This window comes from Streptomyces sparsogenes subsp. cuspidosporus, assembly GCF_039532705.1.
Classification (GTDB): Bacteria; Actinomycetota; Actinomycetes; order Streptomycetales; family Streptomycetaceae; genus Streptomyces; species Streptomyces sparsogenes.
Genome location: NZ_BAAASD010000013.1, coordinates 69,019 through 91,542, shown reverse-complemented (window position 1 = coordinate 91,542; position 22,524 = coordinate 69,019). Strand labels below are relative to the sequence as shown.

At 72.5% G+C, this 22,524-nt stretch carries 21 protein-coding genes; 12 read left to right on the top strand and 9 right to left on the bottom strand.

The genetic code is table 11. The annotated features are described in order from the left end of the window. Positions 1 to 25: 25 nt before the first annotated feature. Together ABFY07_RS17905 and ABFY07_RS17900 are read left to right on the top strand one after the other, a co-directional pair. Entirely contained in the window at positions 26 to 1,432 is a 1,407-nt protein-coding gene (locus ABFY07_RS17905) for a hypothetical protein (protein WP_346175451.1), read from the top strand. A gap of 36 nt (positions 1,433 to 1,468) precedes the next feature. Then, positions 1,469 to 1,705 carry a hypothetical protein gene (locus ABFY07_RS17900; protein ID WP_346175450.1) on the top strand — a complete coding sequence of 79 codons (237 nt, stop codon included), beginning with the start codon at positions 1,469 to 1,471 and terminating at the stop codon, positions 1,703 to 1,705. Here the strand turns inward: ABFY07_RS17900 and gad are convergent. After that, positions 1,666 to 3,087, bottom strand: coding sequence for a glutamate decarboxylase (gene gad, locus ABFY07_RS17895; RefSeq protein ID WP_346175449.1), 1,422 nt, complete (start codon positions 3,085 to 3,087; stop codon positions 1,666 to 1,668). The two genes, ABFY07_RS17900 and gad, sit on opposite strands and share 40 nt — an antisense overlap. Before the next feature lie 105 nt (positions 3,088 to 3,192). Further along, a complete protein-coding gene (gene leuE / locus ABFY07_RS17890) occupies positions 3,193 to 3,909 on the bottom strand; it encodes a leucine efflux protein LeuE (RefSeq protein ID WP_346175448.1) in 717 nt (238 codons plus the stop codon). A 120-nt stretch (positions 3,910 to 4,029) separates the two neighbouring features. Between leuE and ABFY07_RS17885 the strand changes: the two genes are divergently transcribed. From ABFY07_RS17885 to ABFY07_RS17875, 3 genes are all read left to right on the top strand, one after another. Further along, positions 4,030 to 4,791, top strand: coding sequence for a MerR family transcriptional regulator (locus tag ABFY07_RS17885; RefSeq protein ID WP_346175447.1), 762 nt, complete (start codon positions 4,030 to 4,032; stop codon positions 4,789 to 4,791). 261 nt (positions 4,792 to 5,052) lie between these two features. Beyond that, the gene (locus ABFY07_RS17880; protein ID WP_346175446.1) at positions 5,053 to 5,754 is read left to right on the top strand and encodes a DedA family protein; all 702 of its coding nucleotides are present in this window, start codon (positions 5,053 to 5,055) and stop codon (positions 5,752 to 5,754) included. 140 nt (positions 5,755 to 5,894) lie between these two features. Further along, positions 5,895 to 7,601, top strand: coding sequence for a threonine/serine exporter family protein (locus tag ABFY07_RS17875; protein WP_346175445.1), 1,707 nt, complete (start codon positions 5,895 to 5,897; stop codon positions 7,599 to 7,601). Between the two features lie 116 nt (positions 7,602 to 7,717). Here ABFY07_RS17875 and ABFY07_RS17870 read toward each other — a convergent pair whose 3' ends face one another. Then, positions 7,718 to 8,212 carry an inorganic diphosphatase gene (locus tag ABFY07_RS17870; protein ID WP_065961393.1) on the bottom strand — a complete coding sequence of 165 codons (495 nt, stop codon included), beginning with the start codon at positions 8,210 to 8,212 and terminating at the stop codon, positions 7,718 to 7,720. Between the two features lie 86 nt (positions 8,213 to 8,298). Here ABFY07_RS17870 and dacB point away from each other — a divergent pair, with 86 nt between their 5' ends. The 6 genes from dacB to folE all read left to right on the top strand — a co-directional run bounded on the left by dacB (position 8,299) and on the right by folE (position 16,108). Continuing rightward, on the top strand, positions 8,299 to 9,876 hold the full coding sequence (gene dacB / locus ABFY07_RS17865) for a D-alanyl-D-alanine carboxypeptidase/D-alanyl-D-alanine endopeptidase (RefSeq protein WP_346175444.1): 1,578 nt from the start codon (positions 8,299 to 8,301) through the stop codon (positions 9,874 to 9,876). A 48-nt stretch (positions 9,877 to 9,924) separates the two neighbouring features. Then, entirely contained in the window at positions 9,925 to 11,058 is a 1,134-nt protein-coding gene (locus tag ABFY07_RS17860) for a zinc-dependent metalloprotease (protein ID WP_346175443.1), read from the top strand. A gap of 204 nt (positions 11,059 to 11,262) precedes the next feature. Next, positions 11,263 to 12,468 carry a tRNA lysidine(34) synthetase TilS gene (gene tilS / locus ABFY07_RS17855; RefSeq protein WP_346175442.1) on the top strand — a complete coding sequence of 402 codons (1,206 nt, stop codon included), beginning with the start codon at positions 11,263 to 11,265 and terminating at the stop codon, positions 12,466 to 12,468. Between the two features lie 60 nt (positions 12,469 to 12,528). After that, positions 12,529 to 13,068 carry a hypoxanthine phosphoribosyltransferase gene (hpt, locus tag ABFY07_RS17850; RefSeq protein ID WP_065961475.1) on the top strand — a complete coding sequence of 180 codons (540 nt, stop codon included), beginning with the start codon at positions 12,529 to 12,531 and terminating at the stop codon, positions 13,066 to 13,068. Positions 13,069 to 13,337: 269 nt separating this feature from the next. Further along, complete coding sequence (ftsH, locus tag ABFY07_RS17845; protein WP_346175441.1) at positions 13,338 to 15,374, top strand: ATP-dependent zinc metalloprotease FtsH; 2,037 nt, start codon at positions 13,338 to 13,340, stop codon at positions 15,372 to 15,374. A gap of 128 nt (positions 15,375 to 15,502) precedes the next feature. After that, complete coding sequence (gene folE, locus ABFY07_RS17840) at positions 15,503 to 16,108, top strand: GTP cyclohydrolase I FolE (RefSeq protein ID WP_065961385.1); 606 nt, start codon at positions 15,503 to 15,505, stop codon at positions 16,106 to 16,108. A 90-nt stretch (positions 16,109 to 16,198) separates the two neighbouring features. Here folE and ABFY07_RS17835 read toward each other — a convergent pair whose 3' ends face one another. The 6 genes from ABFY07_RS17835 to ABFY07_RS17810 all read right to left on the bottom strand — a co-directional run bounded on the left by ABFY07_RS17835 (position 16,199) and on the right by ABFY07_RS17810 (position 21,219). After that, positions 16,199 to 16,693: a DUF3180 domain-containing protein gene (locus ABFY07_RS17835; protein ID WP_065961472.1), complete on the bottom strand. Its 495-nt coding sequence runs from the start codon at positions 16,691 to 16,693 to the stop codon at positions 16,199 to 16,201. A gap of 108 nt (positions 16,694 to 16,801) precedes the next feature. Next, positions 16,802 to 17,395: a 2-amino-4-hydroxy-6-hydroxymethyldihydropteridine diphosphokinase gene (gene folK, locus ABFY07_RS17830; RefSeq protein WP_346175440.1), complete on the bottom strand. Its 594-nt coding sequence runs from the start codon at positions 17,393 to 17,395 to the stop codon at positions 16,802 to 16,804. Next, entirely contained in the window at positions 17,392 to 17,751 is a 360-nt protein-coding gene (folB, locus tag ABFY07_RS17825) for a dihydroneopterin aldolase (RefSeq protein WP_346175439.1), read from the bottom strand. The genes folK and folB overlap by 4 nt, the downstream gene beginning before the upstream one ends. 213 nt (positions 17,752 to 17,964) lie before the next feature. Beyond that, positions 17,965 to 18,456, bottom strand: coding sequence for a nuclear transport factor 2 family protein (locus ABFY07_RS17820; protein WP_346175438.1), 492 nt, complete (start codon positions 18,454 to 18,456; stop codon positions 17,965 to 17,967). Continuing rightward, positions 18,453 to 19,328 (bottom strand): dihydropteroate synthase, encoded by an 876-nt coding sequence (folP, locus tag ABFY07_RS17815; RefSeq protein ID WP_346175437.1) that lies wholly within the window; start codon positions 19,326 to 19,328, stop codon positions 18,453 to 18,455. The genes ABFY07_RS17820 and folP overlap by 4 nt, the downstream gene beginning before the upstream one ends. A gap of 55 nt (positions 19,329 to 19,383) precedes the next feature. Further along, positions 19,384 to 21,219, bottom strand: coding sequence for a phosphatidylglycerol lysyltransferase domain-containing protein (locus ABFY07_RS17810; protein WP_346175436.1), 1,836 nt, complete (start codon positions 21,217 to 21,219; stop codon positions 19,384 to 19,386). Between the two features lie 137 nt (positions 21,220 to 21,356). On the opposite strand from ABFY07_RS17810, the gene ABFY07_RS17805 reads away from it, so the two are divergent. Next, positions 21,357 to 22,493, top strand: a complete 1,137-nt coding sequence (locus ABFY07_RS17805; protein ID WP_346175435.1) for an alpha/beta hydrolase — start codon at positions 21,357 to 21,359, stop codon at positions 22,491 to 22,493. Positions 22,494 to 22,524: the final 31 nt, after the last annotated feature.

Genomic DNA, 22,524 nt, shown 5'->3' with positions numbered 1-22,524 from the left:
GGGCGGATCCGGATACGGTGCTTACATGGTGAACGACAGGGGGGACACGGGCGCTGGAGCGACGGGTGGGGCCGGTTACGCCCTGCTCGTCGCCGCCGCCCCGGGTGGCAGACAGCGGCTCATGGACGCGGCCGGGGCGCTGCACCAGCTCGCGGCAGTGCCACCCGCCGCGCTGCTGGGGACCGCGGGCGGGGCGAGCGTCGTACAGCTGGTGGATCCGGCCGATCCGCAGACGGTGCTGACGCACCTGCGGACCGCGGCGGCCCACGAGGGGCCGGTGCTGATCTACCTGGCGGGTCAGCTGACCGTGGACACCAAGCAGCGGCTGCCCCACTTCGCGCTGGCCCGTACGACGCCGAGGACCGCTCGCTACACCGCGCTGCCGTGGCACTGGCTGGCGGCCGAGCTGGCGAGGCGGCCGGCGGGCAGCACCACGGTGCTCGTCGATCTGGTGGCGGACGAGACGGCGTGGCCGGGGCTGTCCGACCCCCTCCTGGCCGGGCGGCTGTTGGCGGCCGGGCTCACGCTCTACGGCTCCCTCGCGCCCGCGCCGCCCAAGCGGCGGACCGCGGAGCCGCTCTACAGCCGGGCGTTCGCCGCGGTCCTGAGAGGCACGGCCCACGAGGCGCCGTTCGCGTTACTGCACGAGCGGGCCGTCGCCGAGGCAGGTCTCGGCGGCGGTGCGGAGCTGCTGTTCGACGGGTCCGCCGTCGCGGTCGAGGCCCCGGCGGCCCCCCTCGCGGGCGCCCCGCCCCAGCCCGCGCCGCCCGAGCCGGGCGGCGGAGTGACGCGCGTTGCGGAGGACCCTGCGAAGCGCGTCGCGGAGGGCGCGGTGACGCGCGTCGCGGAAGGCGCCGGCGCTGTGGCGCACGTCGCGGACGCTAAGGCCGAGGCGGAGTGGGCCGTCCCGCCGCCCCGCCCGCAGCAGGCGCCGGCCCCCGTGGCCGCGCCCCCGCCGTCGCCCGCCGCGGCGGAGCAGGCCCCGCCGCCCGGGGCCGTACCCGATCCGCACGCCGCGATCTTCGAGGCCGCGCACGCCGGGCGGCACAGCGAGGCCGCCTCCATGGCCGCGGCCTGGGAGCAGGAGGCCCTCCGGTCGGCCGGCCCGCACTCCGGCGAGGCCATCCACTGGATGGAGGTGCGCGCCGACCTGGCGCGCCTCGCCGGCGACCCCGCCCGCGCCTGCGAGCTGTGGATGGCGGTGGCCGACGCCCGGCTGGGCAATGGCGAGGCCGCCGACGACCCGGACGTCGAGGGGGCCGTGGACCGGGCGCACCACCAGTGGCAGTACGTCCAGGACCCGGCCAGGGCCCAGGCCCTGGCCCCGTTCCTGATATCGCTGCGCGGACGGGTGCCCGGCCGCAGGCCCGGCGCCCTGGAGGCCGTCCGGCGCAGGGCCGAGATCCTGGAGGCCGCGTCGCGGACGGGCTGACGGCCGGTACGTACGCACGCGGCGGGCCGTAGGCACGTGGCGGCCGTACGTACGCCGGCGGCCGCACGGGGCGGCCGCACGTACGCCGACGGCAGCGCGTACGCCGACGGCAGCGCGCACGTCGGCGGCGGTGCGTACGCCGACGGTGGCGCGTACGCCAACGGCAGCGCGCACGCCAACGGCAGCGCGCACGCCGACGGCAGTGCGTACGCCGGGGCCCGGGGGAGGGCCGGTCAGTGGTGGAAGGCCGTGGCCACGGCCTTGGGCCGGTGAAGCGGCTCGGGCTGGCGGCGCAGTTCGGGCAGCAGCGTCCGCAGGTCCTCCAGGAAGAGGTCCGAGAGGTCCATCGAGAAGCCGTTGCGGCACACCACCCGCAGCACGGACAGGTCCTGCCGGTTCGGCGGGAAGGTGTACGCGGGCACCAGCCAGTTGTGCTCGCGCAGCCTCCGCGACACGTCGAACACATCGAAGCTCCCCACGCCCTCGGCCGTGGTGAAGGCGAAGACCGGCAGCTGCTCCCCGCGCGTCAGCAGCCTGAAGTCGCCCAGCTCCTCGATCCGCTCCGCGAGCGAGCGCGCCACGTCCCGCGTGGTCTGCTGCACCGCGCGGTAGCCCTCCCGCCCCAGCCGCAGGAAGGTGTAGTACTGGGCGGCGACCTGGGAGCCGGGCCGCGAGAAGGTGAGCGCGAAGGTCGGCATCTCGCCGCCCAGGTAGTTGACCCGGAAGACGAGCTCCTCGGGGAGGTCCTCGGCGCTTCGCCACAGCGCCCATCCGACGCCGGGGTAGACCAGGCCGTATTTGTGCCCCGAGGTGTTGATGGAGGCGACCCGGGGCAGCCGGAAGTCCCACACCAGGTCCGGATCCAGGAAGGGCGCCACCATCGCGCCCGACGCGCCGTCCACATGGACGGGGACGTCCACTCCGGTGCGCTCCTGCAGGTCGTCGAGCGCCGCGCAAACCTCCGCGACGGGTTCGTACGAGCCGTCGAACGTGGACCCGAGGACGGTGACGACGCCGATGGTGTTCTCGTCGCACAGGTCGGCGGCCGCCTGGGGGTCGAGGTGGAAGCGGTCGCCCTCCATGGGCACCTGGCGCGCCTCGACCTCCCAGAAGTTGCAGAACTTGTCCCAGCACACCTGGACGTTGATCCCCATGACCAGATTGGGCCGGGCGGTCGCCGGGTAGCGCCCCGCGTTGCGCTTGGCCCAGCGGCGTTTGAGGGCCATTCCGGCGAGCATGCAGGCCTCGCTCGAACCGGTGGTGGAGCAGCCCACGGCCGAGTCCGGGCCGGGGGCGTGCCACAGGTCGGCCAGCATCGCCACGCAGCGCCGCTCCAGTTCGGCGGTGCGCGGGTACTCGTCCTTGTCGATCATGTTCTTGTCGCGGCACTCGAACACCACCTGGTCCCCCTGCGGCTCCATCCAGGTGGTGACGAAGGTGGCCAGGTTCAGCCGCGCGTTGACGTCCAGCATCAGCTCGTCGTGGACGAGCTGATAAGCGGTGGCGGGCGCCATCGGGCCGTCGGGCAGCCGGTTGCGCGGCACCTCGTCGACCATGCCGGCGACCGGGTCGGCCATGGCGTAGAAGGGGTTGACCGGGACGCCGCGCCTCCGGTCCTCGTGCGTCGGGCCGTGCTTGCCCTTGTGGAGCGCCATGAGCTGGACAATACGGGCTTGTCGGTCACATAGCCCGTACCCGCGCCCCTGCGCCGTCGGCTCCTACGCCGTCGGCCCCTGCGCCGTCGGCCCGTACCCGCGCCCCTACGCCGCGCTGCTCAGCGACAGCTTCACCGCGAACCCCAGGAACGCCGCGCCCGCCGCCGCCGAGAGCCCGGCGGTCAGCCGCTTCCGCCGCCGGAAGGCCGCCGCCAGATGCGCGCCGCTGAAGATCAGCACCGACAGGTACACCAGGCTGAACAGCTGCGCCCAGGCGCCCAGCGCCACGAAGGACAGCACCGGATGGGCGTACTCCGGGTCCACGAACTGCACGAAGAAGGAGATGAAGAACAGGATCGCCTTCGGGTTCAGCAAGCTGATCACCAGCGCCTTGCGGTACGGCCGCTCACCGGCCGGCTCCCCGGCCCGCGCGCCGTCCCGCTCGCCGGCCCCGGCGCCCCCCGGGCCCGCGACGGCCGCCGCCCGCGCCTCGAGGCCCCCTTCCCCGCGCGAGCCCCGGGCCCGCCACAGTCCCCACGCCCCGCGCAGCATGCCCACCGCCAGCCAGCTCAGATAGCCGGCGCCGGTGAACTTCACCACGGTGAACAGCGTCGGGCTCGCCTGCAGCAGCGAGGCCACCCCGCCCGCCGACAGGACCATCAGCACCGTGTCCCCGCACACCACGCCCAGCGCCGCCCGGTATCCGCTGCGCACACCGCGGCGGGCGGCGACCGAGACCACATACAGCGAGTTCGGCCCCGGCAGCAGGATGATCAGGGCAAGGCCCGCCAGATACGTCGAAAGATCCGTTATCCCCAGCACAGCAGGCAGGATGCCAGCAGCCCCGGACCCGCCCCAGCGAGTTTCCGGGATACGGACTTGAACCTCACGCGACGTGAGGACGCACCGTGGAGCGCGTACCGAGGAAGGAGCGGACGGGCCATGAGCTACTCCGTGGGACAGACCGCGGGCTTCGCCGGGATCACGGTGCGGACCCTGCACCACTACGACGAGATCGGGCTGCTGTGCCCGAGCGCCCGCAGCCGGGCCGGGCACCGGCGTTACGACGACGCCGACCTCGACCGGCTGCAGCAGATCCTGTTCTACCGGGAGCTGGGCTTCCCGCTCGACGAGGTGGCGGTCCTGCTGGACGACCCGGACGCGGATCCGCAGGAGCACCTGCGGCGTCAGCACCGTCTGCTGACCGCGCGGATCGAAAGGCTCCAGCAGATGGCCGCCGCCGTCGAACACGCCATGGAGGCACGGAAGATGGGCATCAACCTCACGCCCGAGGAGAAGTTCGAGCTCTTCGGCGGGGACTTCGACCCGGACGACTACGCCGAGGAGGCCGAGCAACGCTGGGGCGGCACCGAGGCGTACCGGGAGTCGCAGCGCAAGGCCGCCTCGTACACCAAGGACGACTGGCTGCGGATCAAGACGGAGGCGGACTCCATCAACGCCCGGCTCGCCGCGCTGATGGAGTCCGGGGCCGAGCCGCGGTCCGTGGAGGCCATGGACCTCGCCGAGGAGCACCGGCAGCACATCAGTCGTTTCTCCTACGACTGCGGTTACGAGATCCACCGGGGGCTCGCCGAGATGTATGTGGCGGATGAGCGGTTCACCGCCACGTACGACGCGGTCAGGCCCGGTCTCGCCGCGTACATCCGGGAGGCGATCCTCGCCAACGCCGACCGCATGGCCTGACCGCATGGCCTGACCGCATGGCGTGACCGGATGGCGTGCCCGGATGGCGTGCCCGCCGAAATCCGTACGGCCGGGGGACGACAGGGCCGCACCCCCGGCCGGCGGAACCACCAGCGGGAACCGAGGGAACGCACACGGCGTTGATAGCTTTGGGCGGCACACTGTGAAGAACCCCCAGTCGTGAAGAACCCCCAGTCCGCCCCAACCCTGCGGCCGGGCCTCGCACGAGCCTGCACCCCTCGACCCAGGAGCCTGTCACCCGTGACCACTCTCGCGCTCGGCCCCAGCTGGCTGGACCCCGACTATCTGATCAACACCTTCGGCCTGCTCGGCGTCCTGGCCATCGTCTTCGCGGAGTCGGGCCTGCTGATCGGCTTCTTCCTGCCGGGCGACTCGCTGCTGTTCACCACGGGCATGCTGGTCACCACCGATGTGATCAAGCAGGATCTGTGGCTGGTCTGCGTCGCGGTCGCCGCCGCCGCGATCCTGGGTGACCAGGCCGGATATCTCTTCGGCCGGAAGGTCGGCCCCTCGCTCTTCCGCCGCCCCGACTCCAAGCTCTTCAAGCAGGAGAACGTGGAGAAGGCGCATGAGTTCTTCGAGAAGCACGGGCCGAAGTCGCTGATCCTGGCCCGCTTCGTGCCGATCGTGCGCACCTTCACGCCGATCATCGCCGGTGTGAGCCGGATGAACTACCGCTCCTTCATCCTGTTCAACGTGATCGGCGGCGTCGCGTGGGGTGTGGGGGTCACCCTGCTCGGGGCCGCGCTGGGGAAGGTCGACTTCGTCCACCAGCACATCGAGCTGATCCTGGTCGGGATCGTGCTGCTGTCGGTGATCCCGATCGTGATCGAGTTCCTCCGCGGCCGCGGCAAGGCCAAGAAGGAGGCGGCGTCGGCCGAGCCGACGGGCGCCCGGGGCCCCGCGGGCCCGGCGCCGCGGGGCCGCCACGCCAAGCGCTGACGCCGCCGCCCTGGCCCCACACCCTCCGCACCCGCTCTTCGTATGGCGGCCGCCGACCCGCACAATGGGCTCGGTGGCCGCCATAGTGCATGGTGGCCGGGGTACACACGCACACAAGGCGGGGTGAGGAGCGAGGAGACGTGGGGTCCGAGGGACAGCGCGGTCAGCGCGGTACGAGCGTGTCGGAAGCGGACGGGGCCGGGAGCCGCAAGCCGCAGTCGGACGAGGCCCGCAGCGCCTTCACCCCTCCCCTGGGGGTGCCGCTGCCGCCCCTGCCCGAGGACGACCACCCGACCTCCGAGTTCGCCGTCCCCGAGGGGCTGACCGCCGAGCCCGCCTCCGATACGGAGGGCTCGGCCTTTGTGCCGCCCGCCGGGGTCAGGACCGGCCCGCAGGCCGGCCAGGGCGCGAACTTCCCGGCGTTCACCCCGCCGGACGGCATCCCCGTCGTCCGGCTCACCAAGGACACCCCCTGGCAGGACCGGATGCGCACCATGCTGCGCATGCCGATCAGCGAGCGCCCGGCCCCCGAGCGCCAGGAGCGGCAGGACGAGGCGGGACCCGCCGCGCCGCGCGTGCTCGACCTGACCCTGCGCATCGGCGAGCTGCTGCTCGCGGGCGGGGAGGGGGCCGAGGACGTCGAGGCGGCGATGTTCGGGGTGGCGCACGCGTACGGCCTCGACCGCTGCGAGCCGACCGTGACCTTCACCCTGCTGTCGGTCAGCTACCAGCCCTCGCTCGTCGACGATCCGATCACCGCCAGCCGGACCGTGCGCCGCCGGGGCACCGACTACACCCGGCTCTCCGCCGTCTTCCGCCTGGTCGACGACATCACCTCCAGCGAGGACTTCACCCTGGAGGAGGCCTACCGCCGGCTCGCCGAGATCCGCCGTAACCGCCACCCCTACCCCGGGTGGGCGCTCACCGTGGCCGGCGGCGCGCTGGCCGGCGCGGCGAGCATGCTGGTCGGCGGCGACTGGCCGGTGTTCTTCGCGGCGGCGGTCGGCGCGATGCTCGGCGACCGGCTGGCCTGGCTGGCCTCGGGGCGCGGGCTGCCGGAGTTCTACCAGTTCGTGGCCGCGGCGATGCCGCCCGCCGCGATGGGCGTCGCGCTCAGCCTGGCGGGGGTCGGGCTCCAGGCCTCCGCGGTGATCACCGGTGGGCTGTTCGCGCTGATCCCCGGGCGGGCCCTGGTGGCGGGCGTCCAGGACGGGCTGACCGGCTATTACATCACCGCGGCCGCCCGGCTCCTGGAGGTCGGCTATCTGATCGTCGGCATCGTGTGCGGGGTGCTGACCGTGCTGTACGGGGGCCTCCAGCTCGACGCCAAGCTCAATCCGGAGGCGGCGCTGCGCCACGTCGAGCGACCGGTGACGCAGATCGTCGCGGCGATGCTGCTCGCGCTGACCTTCTCCATCCTGCTCCAGCAGGAACGTCACACCGTGCTGTTCGCGACCCTCAACGGCGGGGTGGCCTGGGTCGTCTACGGCGCGCTGCACGACACCGCGAAGGTCCCCGCCGTCGCCGCGACGACTGTCGCCGCCGGGCTGGTCGGCCTCTTCGGCCAGCTGCTGTCCCGCTACCGCTACGCGTCCGCGCTGCCGTACGTCACGGCCGCCATCGGGCCGCTGCTGCCCGGTAGCGCCACGTACTTCGGTCTGCTCGCGCTGGCCCAGGGCAATATGGACCGCGGGATCGCCCATCTCACCCAGGCGGCGGCGCTGGCCCTGGCCATCGCCATCGGGGTGAACCTGGGCAACGAGGCGGCGCGTCTTTTCCTGAAGGCACCGCGGCTCGAGGGCGAGTCCTCGGGCCGGCGCGCCGCCAAGCGCACCCGCGGCTTCTGAGGCCCGGCAGGCACGAGGGGCAGGCACGAGGGGCACGCACGAGGGGCACGCACGAGGGGCGGGCCGGATCGACTCCGGCCCGCCCCTGCGTCAAGCTGTGTCAGGGCTCAGCGCGCTCAGTGGGCGCCGCCCGCGGCCTCCAGGCGCTTGATGGACGCCTCGACCTCGGCCTCGGCCTCGGCGCGGCCCACCCAGTTGGCCCCCTCGACCGACTTGCCCGGCTCCAGGTCCTTGTAGACCTCGAAGAAGTGCTGGATCTCCAGGCGGTCGAACTCCGAAACGTGGTGAATGTCACGCAGGTGCTCGACACGCGGGTCCGACGCCGGCACACACAGCAGCTTGTCGTCGCCACCCGCCTCGTCGGTCATCCGGAACATGCCGATCGCACGGCACTTGATCAGGCATCCGGGGAAGGTCGGCTCGTCCAGGATGACCAGCGCGTCCAGCGGGTCGCCGTCCTCGCCGAGGGTGTTCTCCACAAAGCCGTAATCAGCCGGGTAGCTGGTCGAAGTGAAGAGTCGACGGTCGAGACGGATGCGCCCCGTCTCGTGGTCCACCTCGTACTTGTTGCGCGAACCCTTCGGGATCTCGATGGTGACGTCGAACTCCACGGGTGGCTCCTCCATGATCAACACATACGTCTGGTGATTAAGTGTCCCCCACGCAGGTGTGTGGTGGCGAAAGGGGCTGGTCCGACGTGCCTGAAGCCAGATCGTGGCAGGTCAGGTGGTGGCAGAACCGATGGCAGAGCGCCACGGGCCGGTGGCGGAGCGCCACGGTGGAGCAGCGGCGTACGTGGCGACTGTCGGCGGTCTCCGCCGTCGTCGGCCTGGTGGTGGCGGTCGCGTCGGTGTTCGCGGCCGGGCCGTGGGACTCCGGGCAGCGTAAGGCCGAGCGGGCCCGGGCCGCCGGGAGTACGGCCACAGGTGGCGAGCGTCACGGCGGCCCATCGCGCGCCGCGCCGAGCGCCTCGCCCGTCCTGGCACCCCTGGGCACCGCCGCCGTCGCGCCCTCGCCGGACAGTGGCGACGACGCGGTCCCGCGGCCCACCGGGGCGGGGCTGGCCGACGCGCTGGAGCCGCTCCTGGACGACGGCGCGCTGGGCCGGCCGCGCTCGGTGTCCGTCGTGGACGCGGCGACCGGGCGGCAGGTCTACGGGGCGCGGGCGGACACCCAGGCCGTGCCCGCCTCGATCATCAAGCTGGCGACCGGCGTCGCGGCCCTCTCCGCCCTCGGGCCCGACCACCGCATCCGGACCACCGTCGTCGGCCCCGACGGCGACGGGAAGGCCGGGGACGGGGACCGCATCGTGCTGGTCGGCGGCGGCGACCCCACCCTCACCGCCCACCCCGTCAAGGGTGCCGACCACCCGGCCGGCCTGCGCCGGCTGGCCGACAGGACCGCCGCCGCGCTCAGGAAGAGCGGCACCGAGAGCGTCCGGCTCGGCTACGACACCTCGCTCTACTCGGGCCCGGACCTGCACCCGATCGGCCCCAACGAGAACATCTCGCCCGTCACCCCCCTCATGATCGACGAGGGCCGCCTCGACGACAGCGACCACGGCCCGGCGCCCCGCTCCGAGGACCCCGCCGTCGACGCGGCGCGGGCGTTCGCCTCGATGCTGCGCGACCGCGGCATCGAGGTGCGCGGCGAGCCCCGGCCCGCCAAGGCCGGGAAGAGCGGGAAGGCCGCGAAGGGCGGGAAGGACGGGGCGACGGCGCTGGCCACCGTCCGCTCCCAGCCGCTGTCCGCCCTGGTCGAGCGGATGCTGACCAACAGCGACAACGACATCGCCGAGGCCCTCGCCCGGCAGACCGCCATCGCCGCCGGTGAGCCCGCGAGCTTCGACGGCGCGGGGCGGGCCGTCACGGCCCGGCTGCGCGCGCTCCGGCTGCCGCTGTCCGGCGCCCGTATCGCGGACGGCAGCGGCCTGGACCGCGCCGACCACGTGTCCGCGGCCCTGCTCGCCCAGGTCCTGGTGCGCGCCGCCGACCCCGACCATCCCGAACTGCGCCCGGTCCTCACCGGCCTGCCGGTGGCCGGCTTCACCGGGACGCTGCGCGGCCGCTACGCGCGGGACGCCGTCGGCCGGGGCGTGGTCCGCGCCAAGACCGGGACCCTGACGGGCGTCAACACGCTCGCGGGCACCGTCGTGGACGCGGACGGCCGCCTTCTGGTCTTCGCGTTCATGACGAACGGAACCACGGACCCCCAGGGCGCACAGCGCGCGCTGGACCGCATGGCGTCCGCACTCGCGAACTGCGGCTGCCGCTGATGCCCTCGTCGCCTCCCGGATGGACCCTGTGCCACGTACCGTGAAGCCATGACGAGCATCGGTGGTGCCGAGATGGTCGACTGGAACCTCGCGGTCGCGACCGCGACCCGGCTGGTGCGGCCGGGCCCCGACGTGAGCCGCGACGAGGCGCGCGCCGTCGTCGCGGAGCTGCGCCGGTACGCCAAGGTGTCGGAGGAGCACGTCCGGGGATTCACCCGGATGGCCCCCGCGGGCGGACCGGAGTCGGACACCCCGGTTCTCGTCGTGGACCGGGCGGGCTGGATCAAGGCGAACGTGGCGGGTTTCCGCGAGGTCCTCAAGCCCCTGCTGGGCAAGATGCGGGACCGGCGCGGCGGCCTGCCCGGCGGCGCCGTGCTGAGCGCGGTCGGCGGCAAGGTCACCGGGGTGGAGCTGGGGATGCTGCTGTCCTTCCTGGCCTCCCGGGTGCTGGGCCAGTACGAGACCTTCGCGCCGCCGTCCCGCGAGCTGCCCGCCTCCGCGGGCGGCGGGCGGCTGCTGCTGGTGGCGCCCAACGTGGTGCACGTCGAGCGGGAGCTGGACGTCGCCCCGCACGACTTCCGGCTGTGGGTGTGCCTCCACGAGGAGACGCACCGCACCCAGTTCACGGCGGTGCCCTGGCTGCGCGACCACATCGAGTCCGAGATCCAGGCCTTCCTCGGGGAGACCGAGGTGGACCCGGCCACCCTCCTGGAGCGGTTCCGGGAGGCCGTCCAGTCCCTGGGCGGCGGCCGGCCGGAGGCGGACGGCGACCGGGAGGGCAGCACGCCCTCCATCATCGAGCTGGTGCAGACTCCGGCCCAGCGGGAGATCCTCGGCCGGCTGACCGCCGTGATGTCGCTGCTCGAGGGCCACGCGGACTATGTGATGGACGGCGTGGGGCCCGAGGTCGTGCCGTCCGTCGCGGAGATCCGTGAGAAGTTCCAGAAGCGCCGGGCCAGTGGCGCCGGCCGGCTCGACCAGGCGCTGCGCAAGCTGCTGGGACTGGACGCCAAGCTGCGGCAGTACCGGGACGGGGAGCGGTTCGTACGGGCCGTCGTGGACCAGGTCGGGATGGACGGCTTCAACCGGGTCTGGACCTCCCCGAACACACTTCCGACCAAGGCGGAGATCAGTAAACCCGCGGACTGGGTCGCGCGGGTGCACCGGAGGACGGAGCCGTAATTACCGGCGCGACCGGCGGCGTACGGGCGCAACCGGCGCCGGGAGAATGACCCGGTTAATCACTCGTCCGAGGGACCGTGAGCGACGGGTAGGCGTGCGATGCTCGGGGAACAGCTCGCTTCTGTCACCATCGACGTACTCAGCGTGACGACATCCTCGTAACGGCCCCGAGGCACCCCCTCGAACGACAGATGGGAAACGGACATGGGTCCCCATCCAGCGGTCGCCGCGATACGCCTGGCGGTCCGCCGCGTCCTCCACGACGTACTCGTCGACTTCCCGACCTCGCCGCCCCCGCAGCCCGCCCTCGCCTCCGCCCCGGCCCTCACCGGCGCCGCCGCGCCCCTGGTCCTCGTCGCCTGCTCCGGCGGCGCCGACTCGATGGCGCTCGCCTCCGCCCTCGCCTTCGAAGCCCCCAAGCTCGGGCTGCGTGCCGGGGGGGTCACCGTCGACCACGGCCTGCAGGCCGGCTCCGACGTGCGCGCCGCCGAGGTCGCCGAGCGGCTGCGGCTGCTCGGCCTGGAGCCGGTCGAGTCCGTCGCGGTGTCCGTCGGCCGGGAAGGCGGCCCCGAGGCCGCCGCCCGTGATGCGCGCTATGCCGCCCTCGACGCCGCCGCCGAGCGCCACGGCGCGGTCGCCGTGCTGCTCGGCCACACCCGCGACGACCAGGCCGAGACGGTCCTGCTGGGGCTGGCCCGCGGCTCCGGCATCCGCTCCCTGTCCGGCATGGCCCAGGTCTCCGGCGCGCAGGGCCGCTACCGCCGCCCCTTCCTGCGGCTGGACCGGCAGACCGTCCGCCGCGCGTGCCTGGCCCAGTCGCTGCCCGTATGGGACGACCCGCACAACGTGGACCCGGCCTACACCCGCTCCCGGGTCCGCCACGAGGCGCTGCCCGTCCTGGAGAAGGCCCTCGGCAAGGGCGTCGTGGAGGCGCTCGCCCGCACCGCCCAGCTCTCCCGCGACGACGCGGACGCCCTCGACGCCTGGGCGGCCCGGGCGGAGGCGGAGGTACGCACCGATCTGCCCCCCGCCGGAGCCGCCCCCGCCGCGACCGCCTCCACCGGCCAGGCCTCCACCGGCCAGGCCTCCACCGGCCAGGCCTCCACCGGCCAGGCCTCCACCGACCGGGCCTCCACCGGCACCGCCGGGGCCGGGGGCGCCCCGGCCCCAGGCACGGACCTCGTCGAGCTCGACGCCGTCGGGCTGCACGCCCTGCCCACCGCCGTCCGCCGCCGGGTGCTGCGCCGCGCCGCCATCGCCGCGGGCGCCCCCGCCGGTTCGCTCTTCGCCCGCCACATCGAGGAGGTGGACCGGCTGATCACCGGCTGGCGCGGTCAGCGGCCCCTCAACCTCCCCGGCCGCGTGGAGGTCCGCCGGGAGGGTGGCAGACTGGTCATCCGGCAGGGCTGACCCGCCCAGCCAGTGAAGCCGGTAACCCTAACGAGAGTGGCGCGGGTGGACGACAAGGACATGGGCACCGACCTGAAGTCGGTCCTCATCACCGAGGAAGAGATCAACGCGAAGCTGGCCGAGCTGGCCGCCGAGATCGACGCGGAGTACGCGGGCAAGGACCTTCTCATCATCGGAGTCCTCAAGGGCGCGGTGATGGTCATGGCGGATCTGGCGCGCGCCCTGTCCACCCCGGTCACCATGGACTGGATGGCCGTGTCGTCCTATGGCGCGGGCACCCAGTCCTCCGGCGTCGTCCGCATCCTCAAGGACCTGGACACCGACATCAAGGGCAAGCACGTCCTGATCGTCGAGGACATCATCGACTCCGGCCTGACCCTGTCCTGGCTGCTGTCGAACCTGGGCTCCCGCGAGCCCGCCTCGCTGAACGTGTGCACCCTGCTGCGCAAGCCGGAGGCGGCCAAGGTCGCCATCGACGTGAAATGGGTCGGCTTCGACATCCCCAACGAGTTCGTCGTCGGCTATGGCCTCGACTACGCCGAGAAGTACCGCAACCTGCGCTTCGTCGGCACGCTCGCCCCGCACGTCTACGGCGGCTGAGGGCCCCCTCCCGGAAGGCCGGGGACCCGGCTGGGAACCTGGCGCGGTTTCCCGCCGTTGGAGCAGGGGAAGGCGGTTTTGTTAACAGTCCACGGCGGCGTCGGGTGACAATGCTGGGGTACCGTCCGAAGGTCAGTCTTTTTCGAGACTGAGGAATACACAGCTCATACACCGCGAATACACCGCAATACACCGCATGCACAGGCACCCCTCCAGGGCTGCCGTGCCTCACTGTGGCAGGAGGGACGGGGCGTCATCGCCCCGTATGGATGGACGTGAAGCGCTACTTCCGTGGGCCGGTCATGTGGATCGTGCTGGCCGTCCTCGCCGTGGTCGTGTTGATGCAGGTCGTCGGCTCGTCCGGCGGCTACAAGTCGGTGGACACCAGCCAGGTCGTCAAGGCGATCAACAGGAACCAGGTCCAGTCCGCCGAGCTGACGACCGGCGACGAGCACAAAATCAAGATCGAGCTCAAGGACAACGTCGCCAAGATCTCGGGCAGCAACAAGCTCCAGGCCACCTACATCGGTGACCAGGGCCTCGACATCGCCCGGACCTTGCAGGCCAACGCCCAGAAGCAGGGCGGCATCCCGGACGGGTACAACGTCACGACGTCGAAGCAGAACCCGTTCGTCGGGATCCTGCTGTCGCTGCTCCCGTTCGTGCTGATCGTCGTCGTCTTCCTGTTCCTGATGAATCAGATGCAGGGCGGCGGCTCCCGGGTGATGAACTTCGGCAAGTCGAAGGCCAAGCTGATCACCAAGGACACCCCGAAGACGACGTTCGCCGATGTGGCGGGCGCCGACGAGGCGGTCGAGGAGCTCCAGGAGATCAAGGAGTTCCTGCAGGAGCCGGCGAAGTTCCAGGCCGTGGGTGCCAAGATCCCCAAGGGCGTGCTGCTGTACGGCCCGCCCGGCACCGGCAAGACGCTGCTCGCGCGCGCCGTCGCGGGCGAGGCGGGTGTCCCCTTCTACTCGATCTCCGGCTCCGACTTCGTCGAGATGTTCGTGGGTGTGGGTGCCTCCCGCGTCCGCGACCTGTTCGAGCAGGCCAAGGCCAACGCGCCGGCGATCGTCTTCGTCGACGAGATCGACGCCGTCGGCCGCCACCGCGGCGCCGGCATGGGCGGCGGTCACGACGAGCGCGAGCAGACCCTGAACCAGCTGCTCGTCGAGATGGACGGCTTCGACGTGAAGGGCGGCGTCATCCTGATCGCCGCGACCAACCGGCCGGACATCCTCGACCCGGCGCTGCTGCGCCCGGGCCGCTTCGACCGGCAGATCGCCGTCGACCGCCCGGACATGCAGGGCCGTCTGGAGATCCTCAAGGTCCACCAGAAGGGCAAGCCGGTCGCGCCGGACGTCGACCTCTCCGCCGTCGCCCGCCGCACCCCCGGGTTCACCGGTGCCGATCTGTCCAATGTGCTGAACGAGGCCGCGCTGCTGACGGCCCGCAGCGACAAGAAGCTGATCGACAACCACTTCCTGGACGAGGCGATCGACCGTGTCGTGGCCGGCCCGCAGAAGCGGACCCGGATCATGAGCGAGAAGGAGAAGAAGATCACCGCGTACCACGAGGGCGGTCACGCCCTGGTCGCGGCGGCCTCTCCGAACAGCGACCCGGTGCACAAGGTCACCATCCTCTCCCGCGGCCGGGCCCTGGGCTACACCATGGTCCTGCCGGACGAGGACAAGTACTCGACCACGCGCAACGAGATGCTGGACCAGCTCGCCTACATGATGGGCGGCCGCGCCGCCGAGGAGCTCGTCTTCCACGACCCGACCACGGGCGCGTCCAACGACATCGAGAAGGCGACCGCCACGGCCCGCGCGATGGTCACGCAGTACGGCATGACCGAGCGGCTCGGCGCGATCAAGTTCGGCTCCGACAACTCCGAGCCGTTCCTGGGCCGTGAGATGGCTCACCAGCGCGACTACTCCGAAGAGGTCGCCGCGCTGGTCGACGAGGAGGTCAAGAAGCTCATCGAGGCCGCGCACAACGAGGCGTGGGAGATCCTCGTCGAGAACCGCGACGTCCTGGACAACCTGGTCCTGGCGCTGCTGGAGAAGGAGACGCTGAACAAGGAGGAGATCGCCGAGATCTTCGCCCCCATCGTCAAGCGCCCGGCCCGCCCGGCCTGGACCGGCTCCTCGCGGCGTATGCCCTCCACCCGCCCGCCGGTGCTCTCCCCGCGGGAGCTGGCCCCGGCCAATGGCGCCCAGCCGCCGTCGGCGGCCGGCCTCACCAAGGCCGGCACCTCCGAGGACGCCGCGGAGCGCCCGGAGGAGGCCGGCCCGGAGAGCTGAGCCGGCCCCTCGCCCGGGCTTATCCGGGCCCGGAATGAAGGCCGCGTCCCCCAGGTTTTAGCCTGGGGGACGCGGCATTCCGCGTTTTCACGACTTTTTTCGCTGGGCATGAGGAACGAGGCAGCTCCATGACCGACCCGATAACGCTGGACGGCGAGGTCCCGCTCGGTGTCTTCGACGAGAAGCGAGCCGAGCGGGCGATCCGTGAGCTGCTCATCGCCGTCGGCGAGGACCCGGAGCGGGAGGGGCTGCGCGAGACCCCGGCACGGGTGGCCCGCGCGTACCGGGAGATATTCGCCGGGCTGTGGCAGAAGCCCGAGGAGGTCCTCACCACCACCTTCGACCTCGGTCACGACGAGATGGTGCTGGTCAAGGACATCGAGGTGATGTCCTCCTGCGAGCACCACCTGGTGCCCTTCGTCGGCGTCGCCCACGTCGGCTACATCCCGTCCAGCGACGGCAAGATCACGGGGCTGTCCAAGCTGGCCCGGCTCGTCGACGTCTACGCCCGCCGCCCGCAGGTGCAGGAGCGGCTCACCACCCAGATCGCCGACTCCCTGATGCGGATCCTGGAGCCGCGCGGGGTGATCGTGGTGGTCGAGTGCGAGCACATGTGCATGACGATGCGCGGGGTGCGCAAGCCGGGAGCCAAGACCCTCACCTCGGCCGTGCGCGGCCAGCTGCACGACCCGGCGACCCGCGCCGAGGCGATGAGCCTCATCATGGCCCGCTAGCGGCAGAGAGGCACCCGCTCAGCGGTAGAGAGGCACGCGCGCGGCGGTAGAGAGGCACGCGCCGGCGGGAGAGGTCAGGAAAGGAAGCGGCTACGCCCGGGCCGCCGCCCCCGGGCCGTTCCCCGTGTCGTCGTCCTCCGGCAGCTTGCACACCCGCTCCAGGAAGAAGGCGGCGGCGACCACGGCCGCGCCCGCCAGCACCGAGGCCCCCGCGTAGATGGCCTGGTCCTTGCGGGCGGGCACGTCGAACTGCTCCATCAGCAGGAAGACGCCGACGCCGCCGTACATCCCCGACACCAGCGCCGCCACCAGCGCGCTCGCCTGGCCGAAGACCACCGCGCGGGCGGCCACCAGCGGATCCACGCCCTTCGCGCCGGGCCGGCGCTCGCGCTGGGCGCGCAGCCGGGACCGCAGGGACAGGGCGGTCGCGGTCAGCACGACCGCGATCAGGGCCAGCACGATCGGCGCGGCCACCGGCACGCTCGGCAGCGAGCCCAGCGTGTCCCACAGCCGGGCGCCCGCCCATGACACCACCCCGGCCGCGGCGAACAGCCCGACCAACAGCCCGATCCGAAGTTGCTTCACCGAGCGGTCGCCCCTCAAGTCATACGTTGTCGCGTCGTACGGCATCGCGTCGTACGGCGTCGCGGATCCGAGTCGTACGTCATCGCGCGGAATCTACGGGATCAACGTCTACTCGGGCAGCCGCAGTTCCAGGTCCGCCCGCACCTGGACGCCCTCCCGGCCCACCTCGGCCAGCAGCCGCGAGACCGCCCCGAGCCCCGGGACCTCGGCGCCCGGGTCCAGGTCGTGCCAGGGGACGAGCACGAAGGCGCGCTGGTGCGCGCGGGGGTGGGGGAGGGTGAGCGCCGGGTCGTCGGAGACCACGTCCTGGTACGAGACGATGTCCACGTCCAGCGTCCGGGGGCCCCAGCGCTCGTCGCGCACGCGCTCGAAGGCCTCCTCGATGGCGTGTCCCCGCTCCAGCAGCGAGGAGGGCGGCAGCGTCGTCTTGACCAGCACCACCGCGTTGAAATACGACGGCTGGGCGCCGGGGTCCACCCCCCACGGCTCGGTCTCGTACACCGGGGAGACCGCCTTGACCCGCAGGCCCGGGGTGTCCTCCAGCGCGTCGACCGCGCCCTGCAGGGTCTCCAGGCGGTTGCCCAGATTGCTGCCGAGCGAGATCACCGCCCATTTCGGGTTCGACAACGTCACATCGGCGGCGTCCACCCGCTCCACGACGGAGGCTGGGACGGGCTGAACGGTCGGGTCGCTGCTGCTCATGCTCGGCTCCGGGTGATGGTGATGGTCACGTCGTCGAAGGGCACGGTGATCGGGGCCTCCGGCTTGTGCACCACGACCTCGACCTCCCGCACCGCCTCGTGGCCCAGGCACCGCTCGGCGATCCGCTCGGCGAGGGTCTCGATCAGGTCGACCGGCTCGCCCTCCACGACCTCCACGACCTGCTCGGCCACCACGCCGTAGTGGACGGTCCTGGTGAGGTCGTCGGCGGCCGCGGCGGGCCGGGTGTCCAGGCCGAGCACCAGGTCCACGACGAAGGTCTGCCCCTCCTCGCGCTCATGGGGAAACACCCCGTGGTGCCCGCGGGCCCTCAGGCCGCGCAGCGCGACACGATCCACCCGAATCACTCCTGCTGTCGTCGGTGCGGGGCGCGCCCGATCTGCCCGGAACGCACCACCCGTCCCCCGCCGTCGGCGGGGGTACCCCTTCGAATCTACCTGCGAGCAAGGACAGCGCCCGCTCACGGGGGCCGTGGCGCGCGCTGCCCCGGACCCCCGCGTCACTTCCCCCTACCCGCCCATGACGCAGATCTCACGCCCGGGCGGCCGGGTTCACGGCAGCAGTTGGTCCGGGTCGTCGTCCGGGCCCTCGGCGTCCCCCGCGGCCGCGTTGTCGTCCCGCTCCGCCAGGACCGGCGAGCCGTGGTGCGCCCACACCTTCCAGCCGTCCTCGGTCCGCCGGAAGACGTTGGTGGCCACCACCAGCTGCCCCACCAGCGGGCCGAGCTGGCCCTCCTCCTCCGCCGGGGCCCCGCTGAGGATGTTCTCCGTGCAGGTCACCATCGCGGTGTCGGACATCACCGACACCTCCACATCCGTCAGGAAGAACTGGATGTAGTCGGTGTTCGCCATGATCAGCGCGTAGGAGCGGAGCACCTCGCCGCGCCCGCGCAGCACCGGCCAGCCCGGGTGCACACAGGACACCTCGAGGTCCGGGTCGTCGAGCCACAGCCGCGACATCGCCCCGTGGTCGCCCTGCTCCATGGCCTCGTACAGCGCGGTGTTGGCCAGGGCCACCCGCTCGCTGTCCGTCAGGGAAGTCACACCGCTCCCGCCGTGTCCGCCGCTTCGATCGCCCGGGCCACGCGCACCGCGTCGGCGCTCGCGCGCACCTCGTGCACCCGGACCGCCCACGCGCCTTCCCGCGCCACGATCGCCGACACCGCCGCCGTCGCCGCGTCCCGCTCCCGGGCGGGCGGCGGGCTGCCGCCGTCCCCGGCCAGCACGCGCCCCAGGAACCGCTTCCGTGAGGCCGCCACCAGCAGCGGCCGCCCCAGCTCCCGCAGCGCGCCCAGCCGCGCGACGAGCGCCAGGTCGTGCTCGGCGTCCTTCGCGAAGCCGAGGCCGGGGTCCAGCACGATCCGCTCCGGATCGATGCCGCCGGCCACCGCCCGCTCCAGGCTCGCCCGCAGCTCCGCGACGACCTCGCCGACCACATCCCCGTACGCGGCGCGGTTATTCATGTCGATCGACTGGCCGCGCCAGTGCATCACCACGAAGGGCACCTCGGCGGCGGCCACCATCGGGACCATCGCCGGATCGGCGCCGCCCCCGCTCACGTCGTTGACCAGCCGCGCCCCGGCCTCGACCGCCCGCTCGGCGACCGAGGCCCGCATGGTGTCCACGCTCACCAGGAGCCCCGCGGCGGCCAGCTCGCGCACCACCGGGACCACTCGCCGCAGCTCCTCGGTCTCGTCCACCCGGGTCGCGCCCGGACGGGTGGACTCGCCCCCGACGTCCACCAGGTCGGCCCCGGCCGCGGCCAGATCCAGGCCGTGCTTGACGGCCAGCTCCGGGTCGAACCACTGGCCGCCGTCCGAGAACGAATCGGGTGTGACGTTGACCACGCCCATCACCGCGCACCGGTCCCACTCCGGCAGTCCGGCCACCCGCCCCCGTCCACGCAAGCTCCTCATGACCCCAGCCTAGGCGTACCCGGCACGCCGGGTCCCGCCGCGCCGGGCGGGGGTGTCACGCGGCCTGTTCGAGCCGGCCGGGGGCGGCGGCCGGGACCTGGTGGGCGCAGGGCCTCGGCTCGGGGCGCCGGCCGCGGCGCAGCAGCCGGGGGAGGGCCAGCGAGACGAAGCCCTCGGCCTGCATCGCGGCCAGGCCGATGCGCGGCAGGTCGCGGGTGTGGCGGAAGACCACGAAGCGCGGCTCCCAGCGCGGCTGGAACTTGGCGTTGAACTTGTACAGCGACTCGATCTGGAACCAGCGCGACAGGAACACCAGCAGCCCCCGCCAGCCGCGCAGCACCGGGCCCGCGCCCAGCTTCTCGCCGCGGGCCAGCGCGGAGCGGAACATGGCGAAGTTCAGCGACGCGCGGGTGATCCCCAGCTCCCCGGCGGCCTGCAGCGAGGCGACGATCAGCAGCTCGTTCATGCCCGGGTCGGCGGTGCGGTCGCGGCGCATGAGGTCCAGCGACATCCCGTCCCGGCCCCACGGCACGAAGTGCAGCACGGCCTTGAGGTCCCCGTACGGGCCGGGCTCGGCGCCGTCCTCGGGCGCCTTGTGGGCGGTGGCGATGATCGCGTCCCCGTCCGCCGGGTCGCCGATCCGGCCCAGCGCCATGGAGAAGCCGCGCTCGGTGTCGGTGCCCCGCCAGTCCGCGGCGGCCTTCCGGATGGTCTCCAGCTCCTCCTCGCCCAGGTCGCGGGCGCGCCGCACCCGGGTCTCGTACCCGGCCCGCTCGATGCGCTTGACCATCTGGCGGACGTTCCGCATGGCGCGCCCGGACAGGGTGAAGTCCGCCACGTCCACGATCGCCTCGTCGCCGAGCTCCAGCGCGTCCAGGCCGGTCTCCCGGGTCCACACCTCGCCCCCGGTTTCGCTGCACCCCATGACCGCCGGGGTCCAGGAGTGCGCCCGCGCCTCCTCCATGAAGCGGGCGATGGCGCCCGGCCAGGCCTCCACGTCGCCGACCGGGTCGCCGCTGGCGAGCATCACCCCGGAGACCACGCGGTAGCAGACCGCGGCCTTGCCGCTGGGCGAGAAGACCACGCCCTTGTCGCGGCGGAGCGCGAAGTGGCCCAGCGAGTCCCGGCGCCCGTGCGCGTCGAGCAGGGCGCGCAGCCGCTCCTCGTCGGCGGGGGTCAGCCGGGCGGCGGGGTGTTCGGGGCGGAACGCCAGGTAGGCGGTGGTGGCGACGGTCAGCAGGCCCAGCGCGCCGAGGGAGTAGCCGACGGTGTAGTCGGTGCCGTCGCGGTAGCCGACCGGCCCCTCGAAGCCGAACAGCCCCCACAGCACATGCTCCAGCTGCTCCCCGAGCGAGGGCCGTCCCACCAGGTCGTCGGGGTGCGAGCGGACGATCAGCAGCCCGAGCCCGACGCTCACCGCGCCCAGCACCACGAAGTTGGCCAGGGCCATCCAGCGGCTGCGCGGATCGGGCAGCGCCGCGAACTCCTTCCGGTAGCGGATCATGACGCCCAGGAGCACCAGCGAGAGCACCGCCCCGCATATCGAGTGCCGGTACAGCAGCTGGGCGGCGGCGCCGACGGGCAGCAGGCTGACGGCGGCGACCCAGGCGCGCCGCTTACGCCGCTTGAGCCCGTGGGCCAGCATCAGCAGCAGCAGCCCCACCACGATGGACGCGGCGGCGGCCAGCGAGCTCACCGCGCCGGGCAGCACGTCGGTCAGGGCGTGCACCTTGCTGTAGCGGAGGCGCGGGAAGACGATGTTGAGCAGCCCGATCAGCGTGCAGGCGGTGCCGACGGCGGTCGGCACCGCCTCGGGCCGGGGCCCGCGCGGCAGCCTCCGCGGCCGGGAGGCAACCCTTCCGGACTTTTCGGCATCTTGACTGTCAGACATTCGCTTTCCCGTCGCTCCGGTCGAGAGATCCGTCTTTGGCGCGCCTTCTGGACATTTCGCGCCCAGCAAGACGACGTTTGACGGGGCGGGGTTCCATCGCGGCACGGAGGAGCCGGCCGCCCGGCAGGAAGATAGTGATGGGTCTTACGAGCAACAACGTCGTGATGGTGTCAGTCGTCGCGTCGGTGCTGCTGTTCGGGGCCACAGTATGGCTCTGGCCGCGCTTCGCCCGCCGCGGAGTGGCCGCGGTGTTGGGCCGGATCGGCCTGCTCCTGGTCACCCAGGTGTCGCTGTTCGCCGCGCTGGGCCTGTTCGCCAACCAGTCCTTCGGCTTCTACGGCTCCTGGTCGGACCTGTTCGGCACCGAGACCGAACCGGGCGTGGTGGTCAACCACGACGCACCGGGCAGTACCCGGATACTGGTCACCGAGAGCCGGAAGATGAACGTCTCGGGCGGCGGCTCGGTGCCGGCGGCGGTCGGCCGGATCGAGAAGGTCACCATCAAGGGGCCGCTCTCCGGGCTGGCCTCCCCGGCGTACGTCTATCTGCCGCCGCAGTACTTCCAGCCGGCGTACGCCGGGCGCGACTTCCCCGCCGCGCTGGTGCTGACCGGGTATCCGGGCACCACCGAGGCGCTGATCAATGGCCTGAAATACCCCCAGACGGCCCTGAGGTTGAACAAAGAGGGCAGGATGCGGCCGGTGGTCCTGGTGATGATGCGTCCGACCGTCGCCCCGCCGCGGGACACCGAGTGCATGGACGTGCCCGGCGGCCCGCGGACCGAGACGTTCTTCACCAAGGACGTGCCGAGCGCGGTGGCGGGGCACTACCGGGTGGGCGAGCACGCCCGCGACTGGGGCGTCATCGGGAATTCCACCGGCGGCTACTGCGCGCTCAAGATGGCCATGCGCCACCCCGAGTCCTTCTCCGCCGCCGCCGGGCTGTCCCCCTCGTACAAGTCCCCGATCGACGCGACCACCGGCGACCTGTTCGGCGGCAGCAAGCGGCTGGAGCGGGAGAACGACCTGATGTGGCGGCTGGACCACAAGCCCGCGCCGCCGGTGTCCCTGCTGGTGTCCAGCAGCGAGCACGGCGAGAAGAACTACAAGGACACCGTGAAGTTCATAGAGAAGGTCAAGGAGGTCAACCGCCGGGGCGAGCCCATCAGGATCTCCTCCATCATCCTGAACACCGGCGGCCACAACTTCAACACCTGGCGGCGCGAGGTGCCCGCCGCGCTGGAGTGGCTGGGCGGCCGCCTCAGCGATCGCTGAGCCGCGGCGGCCGCCCGGCCTCGGACCCTGA

What these genes read in the sequence shown, in the direction of transcription:
- tilS (WP_346175442.1), top strand. Translation starts at nt 11,263, where the DNA reads ATGGGTCCCCATCCAGCGGTCGCCGCGATACGCCTGGCGGTCCGCCGC.
- ABFY07_RS17860 (WP_346175443.1), top strand. Translation starts at nt 9,925, where the DNA reads ATGACGAGCATCGGTGGTGCCGAGATGGTCGACTGGAACCTCGCGGTC.
- gad (WP_346175449.1), bottom strand. Translation starts at nt 3,087, where the DNA reads ATGGCGCTCCACAAGGGCAAGCACGGCCCGACGCACGAGGACCGGAGG.
- ftsH (WP_346175441.1), top strand. Translation starts at nt 13,338, where the DNA reads ATGGACGTGAAGCGCTACTTCCGTGGGCCGGTCATGTGGATCGTGCTG.
- folK (WP_346175440.1), bottom strand. Translation starts at nt 17,395, where the DNA reads ATGAGCAGCAGCGACCCGACCGTTCAGCCCGTCCCAGCCTCCGTCGTG.
- ABFY07_RS17810 (WP_346175436.1), bottom strand. Translation starts at nt 21,219, where the DNA reads ATGTCTGACAGTCAAGATGCCGAAAAGTCCGGAAGGGTTGCCTCCCGG.
- ABFY07_RS17905 (WP_346175451.1), top strand. Translation starts at nt 26, where the DNA reads ATGGTGAACGACAGGGGGGACACGGGCGCTGGAGCGACGGGTGGGGCC.
- folE (WP_065961385.1), top strand. Translation starts at nt 15,503, where the DNA reads ATGACCGACCCGATAACGCTGGACGGCGAGGTCCCGCTCGGTGTCTTC.
- hpt (WP_065961475.1), top strand. Translation starts at nt 12,529, where the DNA reads ATGGGCACCGACCTGAAGTCGGTCCTCATCACCGAGGAAGAGATCAAC.
- folP (WP_346175437.1), bottom strand. Translation starts at nt 19,328, where the DNA reads ATGAGGAGCTTGCGTGGACGGGGGCGGGTGGCCGGACTGCCGGAGTGG.
- ABFY07_RS17885 (WP_346175447.1), top strand. Translation starts at nt 4,030, where the DNA reads ATGAGCTACTCCGTGGGACAGACCGCGGGCTTCGCCGGGATCACGGTG.
- ABFY07_RS17805 (WP_346175435.1), top strand. Translation starts at nt 21,357, where the DNA reads ATGGGTCTTACGAGCAACAACGTCGTGATGGTGTCAGTCGTCGCGTCG.